Here is a 16,172-nt window from a genome sequence, read left to right on the forward strand (position 1 = left end):
CTCCTGCGGTGTCTCTCCAACGCCCGGCTTGATGTGGCCATCATCCTAAAACTTTATACAGACTGGATAGAAAAACTTCTATGAGACGATCAAAATTTGTCCAACGATTTACAACCCACATTGTTGCCCTCTGTGTGGGCTGTGCCATTACCTTCGGGGCAATGCAAGGCTCTAGCCAAACCCTCAACCAACCTTTAGCTGATACCAATCCGCCCCAGGAAGTGGCAGCGGTACCCGTAGCAGCAGGTCGAAGTTTTGTCGCCGATGCGGTGGCCAGGACAGGGCAAGCGGTGGTGCGTCTAGACACAGAAAAAACTGTGGTGCGCCGCTTCCAAGACCCGTTTATGAATGATCCATTTTTCCGGGAGTTTTTTGGCGATCGCTTTGGGATGCAATTTCCCGATGAACAGCGCCAGGTGGTTACCGGACAAGGATCTGGGTTTATTACCGATCGGTCTGGGGTGATCCTCACCAACGCCCACGTTGTGAGCGGCGCTGATCGAGTTACCGTCACCCTAAAAGATGGCCGCAGCTTTGAAGGGGAAGTAAAGGGTACCGACGAAGTCACCGATCTGGCCGTCGTCAAAATTGACCCCAAAAATGAGTCTATTCCTGTGGCTCCCCTCGGTGATTCTGGGTCTGTGCAGGTGGGTGACTGGGCGATCGCCGTAGGGAATCCAGTGGGTTTGAATAATACTGTTACCCTCGGCATTATCAGTACCCTAGAACGGTCTTCGGCCCAGGCAGGGATTCCCGATAAGCGGGTCGATTTCCTCCAGACCGATGCCGCCATTAACCCCGGTAACTCCGGTGGCCCCCTCCTCAACGCCGACGGTGAAGTGATTGGGATTAACACCGCGATCCGCCGGGATGCGATGGGCATTGGATTTGCGATCCCGATTAACAAAGCCAAGGATCTTGAACCGACCCTCGCCGCTGGGAAAGAAGTACCCCATCCCTTCATCGGGATTCGGATGGTGAGCCTCACCCCAGAAATGGCTAAGGAAAATAATGCTGACCCCAATTCCATCGTGCTCTTACCGGAAGTAAACGGAGCGCTGGTGCTGGGTGTGGTGCCGGGTAGTCCAGCAGAAACAGCGGGTCTGCGTCGGGGCGATGTGATTACAAAAATCAACGGTAAGGCGATCGCCAATGCCCAACAACTCCAGGAAACCGTGGAACAGAGCGGCGTTGATGCCAGCTTGAAAGTGGAACTGCGCCGGGGCGATCGCACCTCAGAGCTCACCTTGAGAACGGCACAAATGCAAGGGGTTTCCTAAGTTCAGTTTTTTCAGTTGAAATTTCCCCCAAGGTCTCCGGGTTCACAACCTGGGGATTTTTTTTGCTTTCTAGCCCAAGGATTCACCGATATTTAAGCGCATCCCATTGACCATATCCCAACCGGACTGGGGTTTTTTGCCGCTGGGTTGCACCTGTTTGAGCAGTAGGAGTCTGTCCCCAGTTTGAATAATTGGCCCAAATTTTTTGGCGATCGCCACAATTTCCCCAACCTTCCCTGTGTTCCCAACAAATTCCTTGAGGGGTTTGTATGCTGCGGGATATTGCGCAAAACATTCCGGCACGAGGGGGATCGTTTCTAAAACTTTTAAAGGTTTATCGCGGCAGGTGGTGAGGCAGTTGGGATAGAAACCGCGCACTTGATTATGTAAGGCGATCGCCCCTTTTTGCCAATCTAGCTGAAAATCTTCTTTCTGAATCAACGGCGCATAGGTGGCTTGGTCTGACTCCTGGGGGATGGGGGTGACGTTTCCCTGGGCTAGTTGAATTAAGGTTTCCGTCAGTAAAGCCGCCCCAGAGGTCGCTAATTTCACCGCCAAATCATGGGCATTATCCCAAAGATCAATGGGCGTTTCGGCTTTGAGGAGCATTGCCCCGGTATCCATCCCCTCATCCATGAGCATGGTGGTCATCCCCGTCACTGTTTCCCCCCGAACGAGACTCCACTGGATTGGGGCCGCACCGCGATATTTCGGCAACAGAGAACCATGGCCATTGACACAGCCGAGTCGGGGCATCTGGAGAATTTGCGGCGAGAGCAACTGCCCGTAGGCGACCACCGCAAACACATCGGCTTGGAGGTTTTCGAGAATCGCTAAGGTTTCAGGATCTTTTTTGATGCGCTTCGGTTGCCAGACGGGAAGATCATGGGCGATCGCCACCTTTTTTACCGCCGACGGAATCAGTTGACTACCCCGACCCCGCCGCTTATCCGGTTGGGTGACAACTCCCAGCACTTCAATGTCCGGGTGATTCAAAAGGGCTTCTAGGTAGGGCACTGCAAACTGAGGCGTACCGAAAAAGACAACTTTAAGCATGGGAAAAAGAGCAACCAAGCGTGCGATCAGCCTTTCACTTTAGCGCAGATCTCCCCCGACCTTAGCGATTATGCAAACCTCATCGGTCTTTTGAACTGCTCCTAAATCTCCCCCAAACTGGGGGCAGGGGGGCCTTGTTAAGCACCGACAGACTCCTTAGCGGCATAGAGCACTTCCAGGGAAATTTCACTCAGTCCCTGGGCGCGGGCATATTTTTCGGTGTTGCGCTTCACCTTGCCCCGCACAAATCCGGGGACTTTGTTCAGTTGTCCCTGGGCTTCCGTTGTCCAATTCAGATCAGAACTGGCCGACATGGTTGTGGTAATGACTTCCTTGGTATCGTGGCCGCCGAAAATTTCGAGCAAATGGTCTTCCATGCCTAGGGTAAAGGAGTTATAAACCAGATCCGCGATTTGGTTAGTGCCCTCATAACCCACGAAAGGCCGATAACCAATGGGGAAGTTTTGGATGTGGATCGGGGCGGCGATCACGCCACAGGGAATATTCAGCCGCTTACCCACGTGGCGTTCCATCTGGGTACCGAAAATGGCAGCGGGTTCTAGGCGGGCGATCGCATCAGCAATTTCGCCGTGATCTTCGCTAATTAAGATCTCATCACAGTATTCGTTCACCTCTTGGCGGAACCAGTCAGCATCATATTTACAATAGGTTCCCGCCAGCACCACATGGATGCCCATTTCCCGCGCCAGAATTTTCGTCATTGCCACAGCGTGGGTATTATCCCCAAAGACGATCGCCTTTTTGCCCGTTAAATTTTGGCAATCAATGGATCGACTAAACCAAGCGGCCTGGGACACATGGAGGGTTTGTTCTTCGATAAAGGCTTCATAATCTGCCGTGGCTCCCTGGTCATTAATCACCCCCTGGATCGCGCGGATGCAACGGGCCGTTTCCACAACGCCCATTGGTGTAATGTCTACATAGGGTTGGTCAAATTCTTGTTCTAAATATTTTGCCGTGGGCAGGCCCAATTCCCGGTAGGGCACGAGGTTAAACCAGGCCTGGGGCAATTTTTTCAAATCATGGACAGAGGCCTTATCAGGAATTACTAAATTCACACTAATCCCCAACTCGGCCATCAAAGTCTTTAGTTCGCGGATGTCGTGGTTGTTGTGGAAACCAAGGGTCGAAATCCCAATAATATTCACCGACGGTTGCGGGGTTTTCTCAGTGGCTAAGTCACCTTTTTTTCTTGCTTTATTGATATAAAACTGGACGATTTGCTGGAGGGTGCGATCGCCAGCCTGGAGTTCATTAACCCGGTAGTGGTTCACATCCGCCAGGATGACGTCTCCCTGGGCATCCAATTGGGCGCGGGCGACGAAATTTTCGAGGTCTTCCTGGAGAATGCTTGAAGTGCAAGTGGGGGTCAAGACAATTAAATCGGGTCGTTCCTCTTGATCCTTGCGGACAATATTATCAACAACTTTTTCTTGGGAGCCCCGCGCCAGAACATTCCGATCCACAATGCTGGCGGTGACAGGGGTGAAATTGCGTTCCCGTTCTAACATCGAACGCATCACATTAAAGTAATCGTCGCCTAGGGGAGCGTGCATAATCGCATGGACATTTTTAAAAGAACTGGCAATGCGTAATGTGCCGATGTGGGCTGGGCCTGCATACATCCAATAGGCAAGTTTCATAGGTATTTTTACTCCCAAAAAAAACTGGTTTGTGATCAAAAGTGATCTCAGTCAGTGTCATTTTCGCAAATGATTTTCGGGTTCTCGGAGAAGAAAACAAAAGTCAATAAAACGATGTATCTCGCAAAGAAAATGGTTTCATTTCAAGGGATATCTCTACGAATAAAGGGTCATCATCTGTTTCTTTCGACGAATTTCAAGCTTTGCCTCGATGATGATTCGCCGTCAAGAACTTTGGGGAAGGATATACAATGCACTTTATTAATGAATTTCGTTTGATTGCAATTGTCTCTGCTCCCAGCCATGACCCAAGTTTTTACACCAAAACCCATTCAATATGCTCCTGAAACAATACAGCGGGCACTGGTGGCTTTTGCTTGCACACCGCTCCGGTGGGAACTGCTGGCAGCGATGAAAGATCAGAGTGTGGCACTCCCTGACATTGCTGGAGAAGCTGGACTCCGGGCGGGTTATAGTGGGCGATCGCTGCCGGAAGGGGCCGTGGAAGAGTTGATGATGTGGCTGATTCAAGTGGGATTGCTCCGGCGGGAGGTCGATGGTCAAGGTTTGACAGATAGTTTTCGCTTAACGCCCCTGGGTCGTCAGGTGTTGGCCCAATGGCAAGCGGCCCCCCAGGTGGTAAAGGTGTCGTGGTTGGCTCGGTGCAAAAATGCTTTACAACGTTGGCTGAGTCGGTTTTCGGTCTAGACTGTACAATCTAAATCTATGCATCTATCTTTCGGTTTAATGTGAGGAAGCTTCATGCGGGCGATCGCCATTTTTAGCCCTAGTCGTCGGTCTGGAAAATCATGGTTAATTACGGCGCTGGCCCGTTCCCTAACTCGGCAAGGGTTGCGAGTTGTTCCTTTCCAAAGTCAAACGGAAATCACAAAAGGTTATCGGGTCAGTGCCGACGCAGAAGTCAGTCAATCAGCGGCTTGGCAAGCGTGGGCCGCAAAAATTCAACCAACAACCCATCTCAACCCAGTTTTACTAAAAGCCTGTAGCCCCCCTGGTGAACCAAAGCCTAAATTTCAACTGCTGATTCAAGGGCGGGGGATTGGTACTGTCAAACGAACGGCTTACTACGATAGTTATTACGATATTGCGCGACCGCTGATTCGAGAATGTTTGATGGCATTGCCGCCGAAATACGATGTGCTGCTATTCGATAGCTATCGCGACAGTCTTTACCATCCCCTCACCAGCGATACCGACCAAAATTTTGAGATTCTCAAGGGTTTAGAGACGCCCGTCACGGGTATTATTTTGATTGACTGCACCCATGAAGGGGCCATCAATCAGCTCTGGGGCCTCTGGCAACGGCTTTCCCCAGAAAATCGTCAACTGATTCGGGGGGTAATCTTCAATCAGTGGCAAGGCGATCGCCCCCAAGAAACCCAAACCAGTCAGTGGGTCAAAACACATCTCAAACGACCCGTCCTCGGCTATATTCGGCCTCTCCAAAATCTGGCCTTTGACCCCGAAAGCCTCTGTACTACCGTTGCCCATAACCCTGTCAATTTACCCCAAAATAAACTGCGCTTGCAGGTAATCCAGCTCCCTCACCTCTGTCCCTATGCAGACTTTGATGCCCTGATGGGTGAGGCTTCGGTACAGTTGGAATTTATTAATCCGACCGAGACCCTGGGTTATCCCGATGCGGTGATTGTGCCCCACACCAGCCAGGCGATCGCCGACCTCGACTATCTCCACAAATACGGCTATCCCCAACAGCTACAGCAATATGTCAATGCAGGCGGCACGGTGTTAGGGATCGGCAATGGTGCCAATCTCCTCAGCAAAAAAATTGCCCTCCCTAGTGGTGATTTTCAACCAGCCCTCGGTTTAACGCCCTTTGATAGCCAACCCCATACCAAGGCCGCCCTCTTCCCCGCCGAAACATTTTCGCGCTTCCCCTTTCCAAATCTTCCCCTCAATGGCATGACCCTCCCCTGTGACATCCTGAATTATGCTCCCAGTAGCGGTTATACCCAACTCTTTGAAACCCCAAATCTGGGTCTTGTTAACCAAAGTCAAAACATCTGGGCCGTATACTTGCAAGGTTTGTTTAATAATGGCCCCTGGTGTCGCTTTTGGCTCAATGCCCTCCGCCAAAAACGGGGACTTGCTTCTCTACCGACAGGTATTGCCAATTTCAACGAACGGCAAGAAGCAATCCTCGAAGCCCTCGCCAATCACCTTGAGCAATATGTTGATCCGACGATTTTATTAGAGGATGCCGATTAATCGTCCTCGGTTGATGAAAAAGGGGCAATATTTTTGTTGGCGTAGATTACAGCAGGCGATCGCCTTTTGGGGCCGATGGTGACCTGAATGTTAGTATTTATTCGCAATAAGGCCAGATTGTTGCAAAAGTAGAAAAGGGCGTTTATTATTGTCAATAAGCTGAACTTGTTGAAAAATATGCTGGTACCTTCCTACGACGTAAGCGCCCTCAAGACCGAACTCAATGCTAAAGGGTGGCGGTTAACGCCCCAGCGGGAAAAAATTCTCCGCACCTTTCTAAATTTGCCGAAGGGTGAACACCTCAGCGCTGAAGATTTGCACAATGAGCTATTGGAGCAACAGGAAAAAATTAGTCTCTCGACGGTGTACCGTAGCGTAAAACTCATGACTCGCATGGGCATTTTACGGGAGCTGGAGCTAGCAGAAGGCCATAAGCATTATGAACTGAACCAGTCCCAGGCGCACCACCACCATTTAGTCTGTGTCCAGTGCAATAAAACCATTGAGTTTGAGGATGTCGCAATCAACAAACACAGCATTGCTCAATGCCAACAGCAGGGGTTCGAGTTACTCGATTGCCAGTTAACGATCACCACCATTTGCCCGGAGGCTCGCTTGATGGGTTGGCCCTCGGCACTCCCCCACGATTGGGTCTGTTCGCGGGAAAAAGCCCAAACCCACCTCCATTAATCGAGGCGATCGCATTTGACAGTAACATTGCAGCCCCAATCGCCTTTATTGGTCACGGAAAATTTAACGGTAGGCTACCAACGGCGGGCCTTACTTCAGGATTTGAATCTGGCGATCGCCCAGGGTCAGTTTGTTTGTTTAGTGGGCGCGAATGGATCAGGAAAATCAACCTTGATTCGGACATTGGCAGGTCTTGAAGCGCCCCAAGCGGGTCAAGTTTGGCTGAACGGTACACCACTGACGGCACTCAATGCGGCCCAGCGTGCCCAACGCCTCAGCTTAGTTTTAACGGAGCGGGTTGATCTCGCCTGGATGTCGGTTACGGAATTAGTTGCCTTGGGGCGTTATCCCTATACCGATTGGCAAGGGCGTTTGGGACCAACGGATCGACAGATTGTCCGGGAGGCGATCGCCGCCGTGGGTTTGACAAATCTCCAGGCCCAACCCCTGAACAATATTAGCGACGGGGAACGACAAAAAGCGATGATTGCGCGGGCCTTGGCCCAGGCGACGGATTTGATGTTGCTGGATGAACCGACGGCCTATCTCGATGTGCCCCGCCGGGTGGAAGTGATGCAACTGCTGCGGTTTTTGGCGCACCAACAAGGGCGCACCGTTTTGATGTCGACCCATGACCTCGATTTAGCCCTGCGGAGCGCGGATCAGCTCTGGCTCATTACCCCCAGCCAAAGGTTAGTAGTGGGTACACCGGAGGAATTAGCCCTAGAGGGATATTTGGGAGCAACCTTTAGTAGCGATCGCTTTTATTTTGACCAAATGAGTGGTCAGTTTCAGTTACAGTACCAGCGGCGATCGCCGATCCAATTTATGGGTCAAGGTTTGGCAGCCACTTGGACGGAACGTGCTTTAATGCGTCTGGGTTTTGAAGCGGTACAAACGCCTTGTCCATTGCGCCTCGATCTCCAGGAACAGCCGACTCGCTGGCTTTTGTCCCAGGGCGATCGCCAAGTGCAATTCATGAGCCTTGGAGCACTCAGCGCCCATCTCCAAGCTTTACAATGGGAAAACTGTTGACCAAAGCAACCATGGCAGAGATCAAAATTCCCCAACGCGACATCCTCAGTCTTAATTTGGCCCCCCTGAAAACCCTGGTGCAATCGATCCTGCTCGATGAGGCCCTCGCAGACCATGAGCAAAAGTTTCAGTTAAAGATTGATTTTCCCCAGGAAGCGAATGATCCCCGTGAACTTTCAGAAATTCCAGAAATTCGTCTCTGGTTTGTGCGTCTCGATGCGATCTTTCCTTGGTTTCCGTTCCTCCTCGACTGGAAAGCAGGGGAATTAGCCCGCTATACGGCGATGCTCGTGCCCCATCAATTTCATCGCACCGAAGGGATTCAATATAACCCCGAAGCCCTCGAAATTTTTGTGATGAATAAAGTATTTTGCCTCAGCGAAACTTTACCGAAATTCGGCATTCAACCCCAGTCACGAGTAAAGGCGATCGCCCAATTATTAGGCTACGAACTAGACGACGACTTTTTAAATAGTCTTTAGGGAAATTTGATCTGGCTTTTGAACGAGTAATATTCGGACAGACTAAGCCATTGGTTCTGTCACCGCAGCCATAGATATTGGTAGGATTTGGTATTCAATGGCCTGGGGATTATCAATGCGTTTTGAAGCTTGTAAAATCTCGATGCCAATGACCTGGCCTTTTTGATCATAGTCAAGAATGATGCCAGGATTTTCTTCGCCACTTTCCTCAATAGCTACATCTTTTAAGGTGATGCGCAACACATCAACTTCAGGATCATACTTAATTTTCATTCGGCTCTCCAATATCTTTTAATTTGACTAGTACGATAAAGAGTGACAATCTTCTTGGGATCAACTATCGTATTCATGAAAATACGAATTAAGTATTTTTTGCCATTATCAAAAGTAACTTGGGATTGATAAACTGTTATTGTTTCATTCTGTTTAAAAATCTGCTGAGGATTATCAAGAACTGACTCGACCAATTCGAGGGGAATCCCACGCTTTTTACTTTCTTCTAGGGCGTGGTGAGAAAATATAAATTCCATGATCGAAAGTCTTTTGAGAACCTCGAAAAATTCAAAATTTCGCTAGATCAGCAACGCACCCTCGTTGTTTCAGGCTCAAGAAATCGTCAAAACAAAAATTAATCGAGCTTCCCTTTTGTCCTAAGCAATTTATCTCAAAGCTTATTGATCAAACAAATCAAGCTACCTAAATTTTAGATGCCTGCACCATCTAAATATTGTTGAATTTCTCGGTCAGACAAGCGACAGCTATCTTTGTGATTTTGACGACGGTGGGCTGTCACAAGATCCGGCTGCTGTTGACCTTGGAGGGTTTGTACTTGTTCTTCTAGGGCTTCAATGCGGTCTAAGAGGGTACGAATCACCGTTGCTTCCGAATCGGGTAGGCTGCCGTGTTCCAAAGGATTCACCTTGACCCCAGAACGATAGACGATCCGCCCCGGAATGCCAACTACTGTACAATCCGAAGGCACATGGCGTAAAACCACTGATCCCGCGCCAATGCGCACGTTATTCCCAATTTCAATATTGCCGAGTACCTTAGCTCCCCCACCAACGACTACATTTTCGCCGAGGGTAGGATGGCGTTTTCCACTCTCTTTCCCTGTACCGCCGAGGGTGACGCCTTGGTAGATCAAGCAATAGTCACCGACAATGGCCGTTTCACCAATAACAACGCCCATACCATGGTCAATAAAAACTCCGTGGCCAATGCGGGCACCTGGGTGAATTTCAATCCCCGTTAAAAAGCGGGCGATGTGGGAGAGAAACCGGGGGATAAACGGCAGACCAGAGCGATAGAGGGCATGGGAGACGCGATGAAACAACAGCGCTTGGAGGCCCGGATAGCAAAATAGAACTTCAAGCCAGTTACGCGCAGCGGGATCTCGTTCAAAAATAATGCGGAAGTCGGCGAAGAGGGTGGAGAGCATAATGAATTCTAATCAGAGCGATAATTCATGCCAAAGGTCAAGGCCATTTTCTATAGTATCCTTTGGTTGTTCTGCCTGGGGCAATTTTTTAGATTTCATCACCCAGGGGATATTTACTTTAGGCGTCCTGACCGCAAAATACTAATGATTAGCCACAATCCTAAAAGACTGGCTGCCGCAAACAAAATTTCATTCACAATCATTAACTGACGGTTCGGCGAAATGGTAATGATCGCGGCTCCCATGATTAATGACCCCACCACAATGCTAAAGGAAAGGCGATTAGCGGAGTCGTCAATGCTACGGCGCAGGCCATCGAGTTCCCGCAGGTTTAAATTCCACTGGAGGGTTTCTGAGCTGAGGCGGTCGAGAATCACGTCAATCTGGCGCGGCGATCGCAAAGAAATGGTTTTCAGATCGAGGACCGTGCGGAACATAGTCTGAAACGGAGTATCCCCCACCAATTGCCGTCGGAAAATATCGGTAATCAGGGGCTTAATCTCATCGAGTAAATTAACCTCTGGATTAAAACTGCGGGCGACTCCCTCCAAATTGGCGAGACTTTTGGCATACAAACCCAAATTTCCCGGCAGTTTAACCTTATTGTTGCGGGCCACCTGCAAAATTTCATAGAACACCTCACTAAAATTCAATTGCGTTAAGCTCCGGTCGTAATATTTACGCAGCAGGCGATCATAGTTGGCTTCTAGGCGGGCTAAGTTCGTCGTGTGCGCCCCTTCGGATAGTTCTAGGGTCAACTGGGCACAGCTCTGGGCATCCATATCCACAATGGCCAGTAGCATCTCTGTCAGTAGTTTTTGGGTGCGCGGATCGAGGCGGCCAATCATCCCACAATCAATTAACGCCACCGTCTGACTATCGAGGTAGAAAATATTACCGGGGTGAGGATCAGCATGGAAAAAACCATCCACAAAAATTTGCTGGAAAAAAGCCCGAAACAAAATTGTCGTGATTGCTTGACGTTGTTTTTCTGAAGTGACCTCCGCTTCCAGCAAGGGCTTGCCATCGAGCCATTCCATAACCAGCAGCTTTTCGGTGGTCAGCTCCCAATAAATTTCTGGAATCGTCAGTTTTTGTTGATCAAACCAACTGCTTTTCGCTAAATTGCGCCGGAGCTGATCGGTATAACCTGCTTCAGTACGAAAATCGAGCTCCGCCTGGACAGCTTTTGTAAACTCTTTTGCGAGGGCAATTACATCATAATCTTGGCCAAATTCTGTGAGAGCAGCGAGTTCTGCAATCCCTTTGATGAGGGCAATGTCCTGGGCGACGATTTGATCGATGCCTGGCCGTTGTACCTTCAAGGCGACAGCTTGACCATTCCGCAGAACCGCCCGATGGATTTGGGCAATGGAACCCGCTGCAATGGGGTTGGGATTAATTTCTTGAAAAACGTCTTCGAGGGGTTGGGAAAGTTGCTGACGAATGGTTTGCTCAATTTCAAACCAAGGCACCGTGGGGACTTTGGCTTGGAGGGCAGTGAGGGCCTCAATGTATTTCGGGGGTAGAAGATCGGGCCTAGTGCTCAGAAGCTGTCCGAGCTTGACATAAAAAGGCCCTAGCTCCACCAGAATATTGCGAAAAACTTCAGGGGGGGGGATCTGTGGTTTATCGGCTTTACCACCAGTCAGGAGACTCTTCATGAAGTCCCAACCATTACTGAAAACAATTTCAATAATTTCCCGCTGGCGTGAACTGCTCTGGGTCAGAGAAAAAACCATGGAACACCCGATGTAGAATTAGCTTGGTCTCTACTATACGTTAGTTTTTTTAGAGGGAAGCGCCTCCATCAAGTTATTCATTTGTCCCCAAAAATGCCTAGCCCAGACTTTACCTTGGGCTCCAGAACAAATGGCAGCAGATTTTTGTAAGTAGGTTATTGAACCGTTTGGTTACGCCAAAGTTCTGGATCGATCGCCACGCCATTGACATAGAGTCCCCAGTGGAGGTGAGGCCCGGTGGAAGCACCACTAGAACCGACGGTGCCGATCGCTTGACCTGCTTGGACAAAATCTCCTTCCTTGAGGTTGCTGGGAATACTGTTGAGGTGTAGGAAAACGCTAATGACGCCCTGGCCATGGTCAATACCGACGGTATTGCCGTGTACTTTAAAACCATTTTTCTCGAAGTCAATCAGGGCCACTTTACCGGCGGCAGGCGCAACCACCGGAGAACCATAGCCTGCTGCATAGTCAATGCCGCGATGGTAGTAATCTTGGGCAAAAACGCCATTGTAGTAGCGCCGTACGCCAAAAATCGTTGAAACGCGACCACTATTCGGCCGCAGGAAAGGGCCATTCCAATGTTTTGTGGGGGAGACGATAGCTTTGAGGGCGGCGACGCGATCAAGTTCGTATTGGGTTGCAGGGCCAGAGCCACTGCCAGAAAGGGTAATGCGTTGGGTCGGGAAACGGCGGTCTTGGATCCAAACGGCGAGGTTGCGGGTTTCATTGCCATCACTCACCTGGAGGAGGGTTTTGCCGTGGGATTCGAGGGGAGATGTCGGAATTAAAGCTCGGTAGCGATCGCCGGCCGGATCGAGGGGGAAAATGGGGTAAGTATCGGCCTGGGTCGCGCCACTTTTGGTAAAGCGCACCGTTAAAGTATCGGCCTGTTGGGGATCGAGGGTGCCGGGGGGATCAATGATTACGGCCATGCTCTCCCCAAGTTTGGGACTGCTGGGATTGACTGTGACTTGGAGTTGCGGTTCGCTGGTGGCTGATTCTGAAAACCCCACAACTAGGGCAAGGCTGGCAACGAGGGGGAGAAAACGGGGGAAAGAAACAGTCATGGTAAATTGCGTTAGGTCAACAGATTAGAGGGACGGATCGCAGACGAAAAAGTTTACCGACAGTTTAAGCTTTGACGTAGGCGATCGCCTGGCGAGAAATCATAAATTCCTTCGTAGAGCTGCGGTCAACGACACAAAGACAGTGGGGATCTTGCCATAAAATTCGGCCGATAATGACATCATTGGTAAGGAGTTTAATCTCCACTTCCCCCTTTACTTTGACGAAGCTCTGGATTCGACGCACACTCGGATAGCCCGTATTAAATTCTGTCATAATGGCGAATTAACTTTTATTGATTAGCTTAACCGACAAGTATGGTGCTGGAATTTACGAAATATCAAGGTCTGGGTAATGATTTTATTCTGCTGGATAATCGCCAGCAAACGACGCCCCTCGTCACTCCGGAGCAAGCCATTCAACTGTGCGATCGCCACTTTGGCATTGGTGCTGACGGTGTGATTTTCGCTCTGCCAGGCCAGGCTGGTGCCGACTATACCATGCGCATTTTTAATTCCGACGGCTCTGAACCGGAAATGTGCGGCAATGGGATTCGTTGTTTAGCCCGCTTCATTGACCACCTAGAGGGAGGAAATTCGCCCGGTAAAACCTACAGCATCCATACCCTAGCGGGGATGATTCGACCCCGGTTAGAAGCCGACGAACTGGTGCGGGTTGATATGGGTGAACCGATCCTCACAGCAACAGATATTCCCACTACCCTCAAAGACAGTAACGCTCAGGCGGTGAATCAATCCCTCGACGTCGCCGGAAAAACCTGGACGGTGACCTGTGTGAGCATGGGGAATCCCCACTGTATTACCTTTGTCGAAGATGTGGCGGCAATCCCCCTAGAGGTGATTGGTAAAGATTTTGAGCACCACCCGGCTTTTCCCCAACGGATTAATACTGAATTTATTGAAGTGGTTCGTCCCGACTATATCAAAATGCGGGTCTGGGAACGGGGCGCGGGAATTACCCTTGCCTGCGGGACAGGGGCCTGTGCGTCGGTGGTGGCTGGGGTCTTAACGGGCCATTGCGATCGCCTTTGTACCGTAGAACTACCGGGGGGTTGTCTCCAGATCGAATGGTCAGCGGCAGACAATCACATCTATATGACTGGGCCAGCAGCCATTAGCTTCCAGGGTCAAGTGACCCTCTAGGCTCTTGGGGCGATCGGCAAGCGAAACGAAAACGTCGATCCTTCCATCCAACGACTTTCAATCTCTAGGGCCGTGCCCATCTGGTTGAGGTAAGTCTGACAGAGCAATAACCCCAGGCCAGTCCCTTTCTCATTGTCGGTGCCTGGGGCTGACAGCTGATAGCTATGGCTACGAATTTTTTTAAGGGTTTCGGGCTTCATTCCCAGCCCCGTATCCCTGACCCCCAATTCCACATATTGACCACTCCGGCGCGCGAACAAGGTGATCGTTTCACCATGACGGGAATATTTCACCGCATTGCCCAGGAAATTACGCAGCACAACCCCGATCAGTTCCAAATTGCCTAGGACTTGTAATTGGGGTTCCAGCTCAACTTGTAAGGTCACATTTTTTCGTTGGGCGCAGTCCTGGCACCAGGGCAACACATGGTCGGCGATCGCCTCGACTTTGATCATCTCAATGGGAACCACTTCTGTCTGGAGTTGCTGCTGCGCCCATTGCAACATCTGCATCACCTTCATTTCCGTTTGGTCAAACTTGTTGCAGACTTCGGGAATTAAAATTTCTAGCTCCTCTGGTTCTAGGGCTTGGGCGGCCAAGAGTTCTATCACCGACCGGAAACTAATCAGGGGACTGCGCAGATCGTGGGACAACACCGCTAACAGTTGATCCTTGAGGTTATTGCTTCGATCTAGGGATTGCACTTGCACCGTGAGCAGCTTAATCTTGTTTTGCTTGCGTTTTAGATTACGGCGTAAACGGAGCAAATCTTCTACCTGGTGCGCCAGCATTTGCAGCAGTTCCCGTTCAGTGGCCGTCAATTTACGGGGTTGTTCATCAATTAAACACAGGGTACCCAGGGGATAGCCGTCCCCAGAGCGGATGGGATGACCCGCATAGAAACGAATGTAGGGTTTTCCAGTAACCAGGGGATTGTCCCAAAAGCGTTCATCGGCCAAGGTATCCGGGATTTCAAAAATGTCTGCCTCTCGAATCGCATGGCCACAGAAGGAAACATTGCGGGGGGTTTCCGTTGCCGTTAAGCCGACCTTAGCCTTAAACCACTGCCGACAATCATCCACGAGGGAAATCAGAACGATTTTGACCCCAAACAGTCGCGCCGCGAGGTTGACAATGCGATTAAATTCAGGCTCCTGGGGGGTATCTAAAAGATCCTGTTGGAACAATGATTTGAGGCGTTCTGCTTCATGGGGCAAAGGTTCGGGGGTTCGCATCACTTCAGGATTTCCTTACTGCTGTGAAAAGATTATTTTCTCTCTCCAAGGTACCCAAACTAGAAATATTTTGTGCGCCCCTGAAACCTCAAAGGAGCCTTCAAATCAAGTCTCTGTCGCTAGGGGATCACTTTGGCTCAATTTTTAAATGACCTTTAGAGGGTCGCAAAGGCTGGGGCGATCGCCAAATTACTGGTGACCGTTTGCACATCATCAAGGGCTTCGATCGTGTCGATCATTTTGAGGATCATTTGGATCTGTACTTCGTCGGTGAGGTTCATTTCTGTCTCCGGGAACCAGCGCAACTCCGCCTCTTTTACCGTAAAGCCTGCATCCTGCAAGGTTTGGTTGAGGTGTTCTAGGTTCTCAACGGCACTGAGGACTTCCACCTCATCGCTGTCTTCGATGGCACTATAGCCTTCTGCTTCGCCGATCAAAGATGCCTCCAGCAGTGCCTCTTCATCAATGTCGCCCGTGAGAGTCACCACACCTTTGTGGCTAAACATCCAGCTCACACAACCCGTTTCTCCCAAATTGCCACCATTTTTGCTAAAGGCAGAACGTAAATCCGCCGCTGTGCGGTTGCGGTTGTCGGTGAGGGCTTCGATCAAAATCGCCACGCCCCCGGCCCCATAGCCTTCGTAACGGATTTCTTCGTAATTGGCTTCGCCATCATTATAGGTACCCGCTCCCTTGGCGATCGCCCGTTCGATATTTTCATTGGGGATACCCGCAGCCTTTGCCTTTTCAATGGCAGTACGGAGTTGAAAATTCCCCGCCGGATCAGGGAGACCATGGCGAGCCGCAACAATGATCGCCCGGGATAACTGAGTAAACGTTTTCCCCTTCTTGGCATCAACCCGTGCCTTTTGCCGTTTAATATTTGCCCACTTACTATGTCCAGCCATGGTGAATGCTCAAATCAAATCATCACTGTTGCTTTCTTCTTAAACCATAACAGGCCACCAATACACAGCAGATTTTGAACCTGTCAGTAAAACTTTACCTTAGGTAATCCACCCGAAAGATTAGGTTATCCTGATTGTAATTGACAATTCCTATATTT

General features: G+C 50.0%; 17 protein-coding genes. 7 read left to right on the forward strand and 10 right to left on the reverse strand.

Annotated features, from left to right (window positions below):
* The first annotated feature begins 80 nt into the window (after positions 1–80).
* Positions 81–1,280 (forward strand): HhoA/HhoB/HtrA family serine endopeptidase, encoded by a 1,200-nt coding sequence (locus tag AACR41_RS08285; RefSeq protein WP_030006963.1) that lies wholly within the window; start codon positions 81–83, stop codon positions 1,278–1,280.
* A 69-nt stretch (positions 1,281–1,349) separates the two neighbouring features.
* On the opposite strand, the gene fmt is transcribed toward AACR41_RS08285, so the two are convergent.
* Positions 1,350–2,336: a methionyl-tRNA formyltransferase gene (gene fmt / locus AACR41_RS08290; RefSeq protein WP_030006964.1), complete on the reverse strand. Its 987-nt coding sequence runs from the start codon at positions 2,334–2,336 to the stop codon at positions 1,350–1,352.
* A gap of 137 nt (positions 2,337–2,473) precedes the next feature.
* Positions 2,474–4,000: a ferredoxin:protochlorophyllide reductase (ATP-dependent) subunit B gene (bchB, locus tag AACR41_RS08295; protein ID WP_030006965.1), complete on the reverse strand. Its 1,527-nt coding sequence runs from the start codon at positions 3,998–4,000 to the stop codon at positions 2,474–2,476.
* A gap of 303 nt (positions 4,001–4,303) precedes the next feature.
* On the opposite strand from bchB, the gene AACR41_RS08300 reads away from it, so the two are divergent.
* The 5 genes from AACR41_RS08300 to AACR41_RS08320 all read left to right on the forward strand — a co-directional run bounded on the left by AACR41_RS08300 (position 4,304) and on the right by AACR41_RS08320 (position 8,457).
* A complete protein-coding gene (locus AACR41_RS08300) occupies positions 4,304–4,708 on the forward strand; it encodes an Npun_F0494 family protein (RefSeq protein ID WP_045441899.1) in 405 nt (134 codons plus the stop codon).
* Between the two features lie 54 nt (positions 4,709–4,762).
* Entirely contained in the window at positions 4,763–6,250 is a 1,488-nt protein-coding gene (locus tag AACR41_RS08305) for a nucleotide-binding protein (RefSeq protein ID WP_030006968.1), read from the forward strand.
* Between the two features lie 177 nt (positions 6,251–6,427).
* On the forward strand, positions 6,428–6,940 hold the full coding sequence (locus AACR41_RS08310) for a Fur family transcriptional regulator (RefSeq protein WP_030006969.1): 513 nt from the start codon (positions 6,428–6,430) through the stop codon (positions 6,938–6,940).
* 15 nt (positions 6,941–6,955) lie between these two features.
* Positions 6,956–7,975, forward strand: a complete 1,020-nt coding sequence (locus AACR41_RS08315; protein WP_045441903.1) for an ABC transporter ATP-binding protein — start codon at positions 6,956–6,958, stop codon at positions 7,973–7,975.
* An 11-nt stretch (positions 7,976–7,986) separates the two neighbouring features.
* On the forward strand, positions 7,987–8,457 hold the full coding sequence (locus AACR41_RS08320; RefSeq protein WP_030006971.1) for a CRR6 family NdhI maturation factor: 471 nt from the start codon (positions 7,987–7,989) through the stop codon (positions 8,455–8,457).
* Between the two features lie 42 nt (positions 8,458–8,499).
* On the opposite strand, the gene AACR41_RS08325 is transcribed toward AACR41_RS08320, so the two are convergent.
* The 6 genes from AACR41_RS08325 to AACR41_RS08350 all read right to left on the reverse strand — a co-directional run bounded on the left by AACR41_RS08325 (position 8,500) and on the right by AACR41_RS08350 (position 12,984).
* On the reverse strand, positions 8,500–8,730 hold the full coding sequence (locus tag AACR41_RS08325; RefSeq protein ID WP_030006972.1) for a DUF2283 domain-containing protein: 231 nt from the start codon (positions 8,728–8,730) through the stop codon (positions 8,500–8,502).
* On the reverse strand, positions 8,727–8,987 hold the full coding sequence (locus AACR41_RS08330; RefSeq protein ID WP_030006973.1) for a DUF4258 domain-containing protein: 261 nt from the start codon (positions 8,985–8,987) through the stop codon (positions 8,727–8,729). Before AACR41_RS08330 ends, AACR41_RS08325 begins: the two co-directional genes overlap by 4 nt.
* Positions 8,988–9,160: 173 nt before the next feature.
* Positions 9,161–9,898 carry a serine O-acetyltransferase gene (gene cysE, locus AACR41_RS08335; protein WP_012307259.1) on the reverse strand — a complete coding sequence of 246 codons (738 nt, stop codon included), beginning with the start codon at positions 9,896–9,898 and terminating at the stop codon, positions 9,161–9,163.
* A gap of 113 nt (positions 9,899–10,011) precedes the next feature.
* Positions 10,012–11,640: an ABC1 kinase family protein gene (locus AACR41_RS08340; RefSeq protein WP_012307258.1), complete on the reverse strand. Its 1,629-nt coding sequence runs from the start codon at positions 11,638–11,640 to the stop codon at positions 10,012–10,014.
* Positions 11,641–11,795: 155 nt separating this feature from the next.
* Positions 11,796–12,710, reverse strand: coding sequence for a M23 family metallopeptidase (locus AACR41_RS08345; RefSeq protein ID WP_030006974.1), 915 nt, complete (start codon positions 12,708–12,710; stop codon positions 11,796–11,798).
* Positions 12,711–12,774: 64 nt separating this feature from the next.
* Entirely contained in the window at positions 12,775–12,984 is a 210-nt protein-coding gene (locus AACR41_RS08350; RefSeq protein WP_030006975.1) for an Hfq-related RNA-binding protein, read from the reverse strand.
* A 41-nt stretch (positions 12,985–13,025) separates the two neighbouring features.
* Here AACR41_RS08350 and dapF point away from each other — a divergent pair, with 41 nt between their 5' ends.
* Positions 13,026–13,871, forward strand: coding sequence for a diaminopimelate epimerase (gene dapF / locus AACR41_RS08355; protein WP_030006976.1), 846 nt, complete (start codon positions 13,026–13,028; stop codon positions 13,869–13,871).
* On the opposite strand, the gene AACR41_RS08360 is transcribed toward dapF, so the two are convergent.
* Positions 13,868–15,106, reverse strand: a complete 1,239-nt coding sequence (locus AACR41_RS08360) for a GAF domain-containing sensor histidine kinase (RefSeq protein WP_030006977.1) — start codon at positions 15,104–15,106, stop codon at positions 13,868–13,870. The two genes, dapF and AACR41_RS08360, sit on opposite strands and share 4 nt — an antisense overlap.
* A gap of 155 nt (positions 15,107–15,261) precedes the next feature.
* Positions 15,262–16,014: a YebC/PmpR family DNA-binding transcriptional regulator gene (locus AACR41_RS08365; protein ID WP_030006978.1), complete on the reverse strand. Its 753-nt coding sequence runs from the start codon at positions 16,012–16,014 to the stop codon at positions 15,262–15,264.
* Between the last annotated feature and the right edge of the window lie 158 nt (positions 16,015–16,172).

Source organism: Picosynechococcus sp. NKBG042902, from assembly GCF_963864045.1.
Lineage (GTDB): Bacteria > Cyanobacteriota > Cyanobacteriia > Cyanobacteriales > MRBY01 > MRBY01.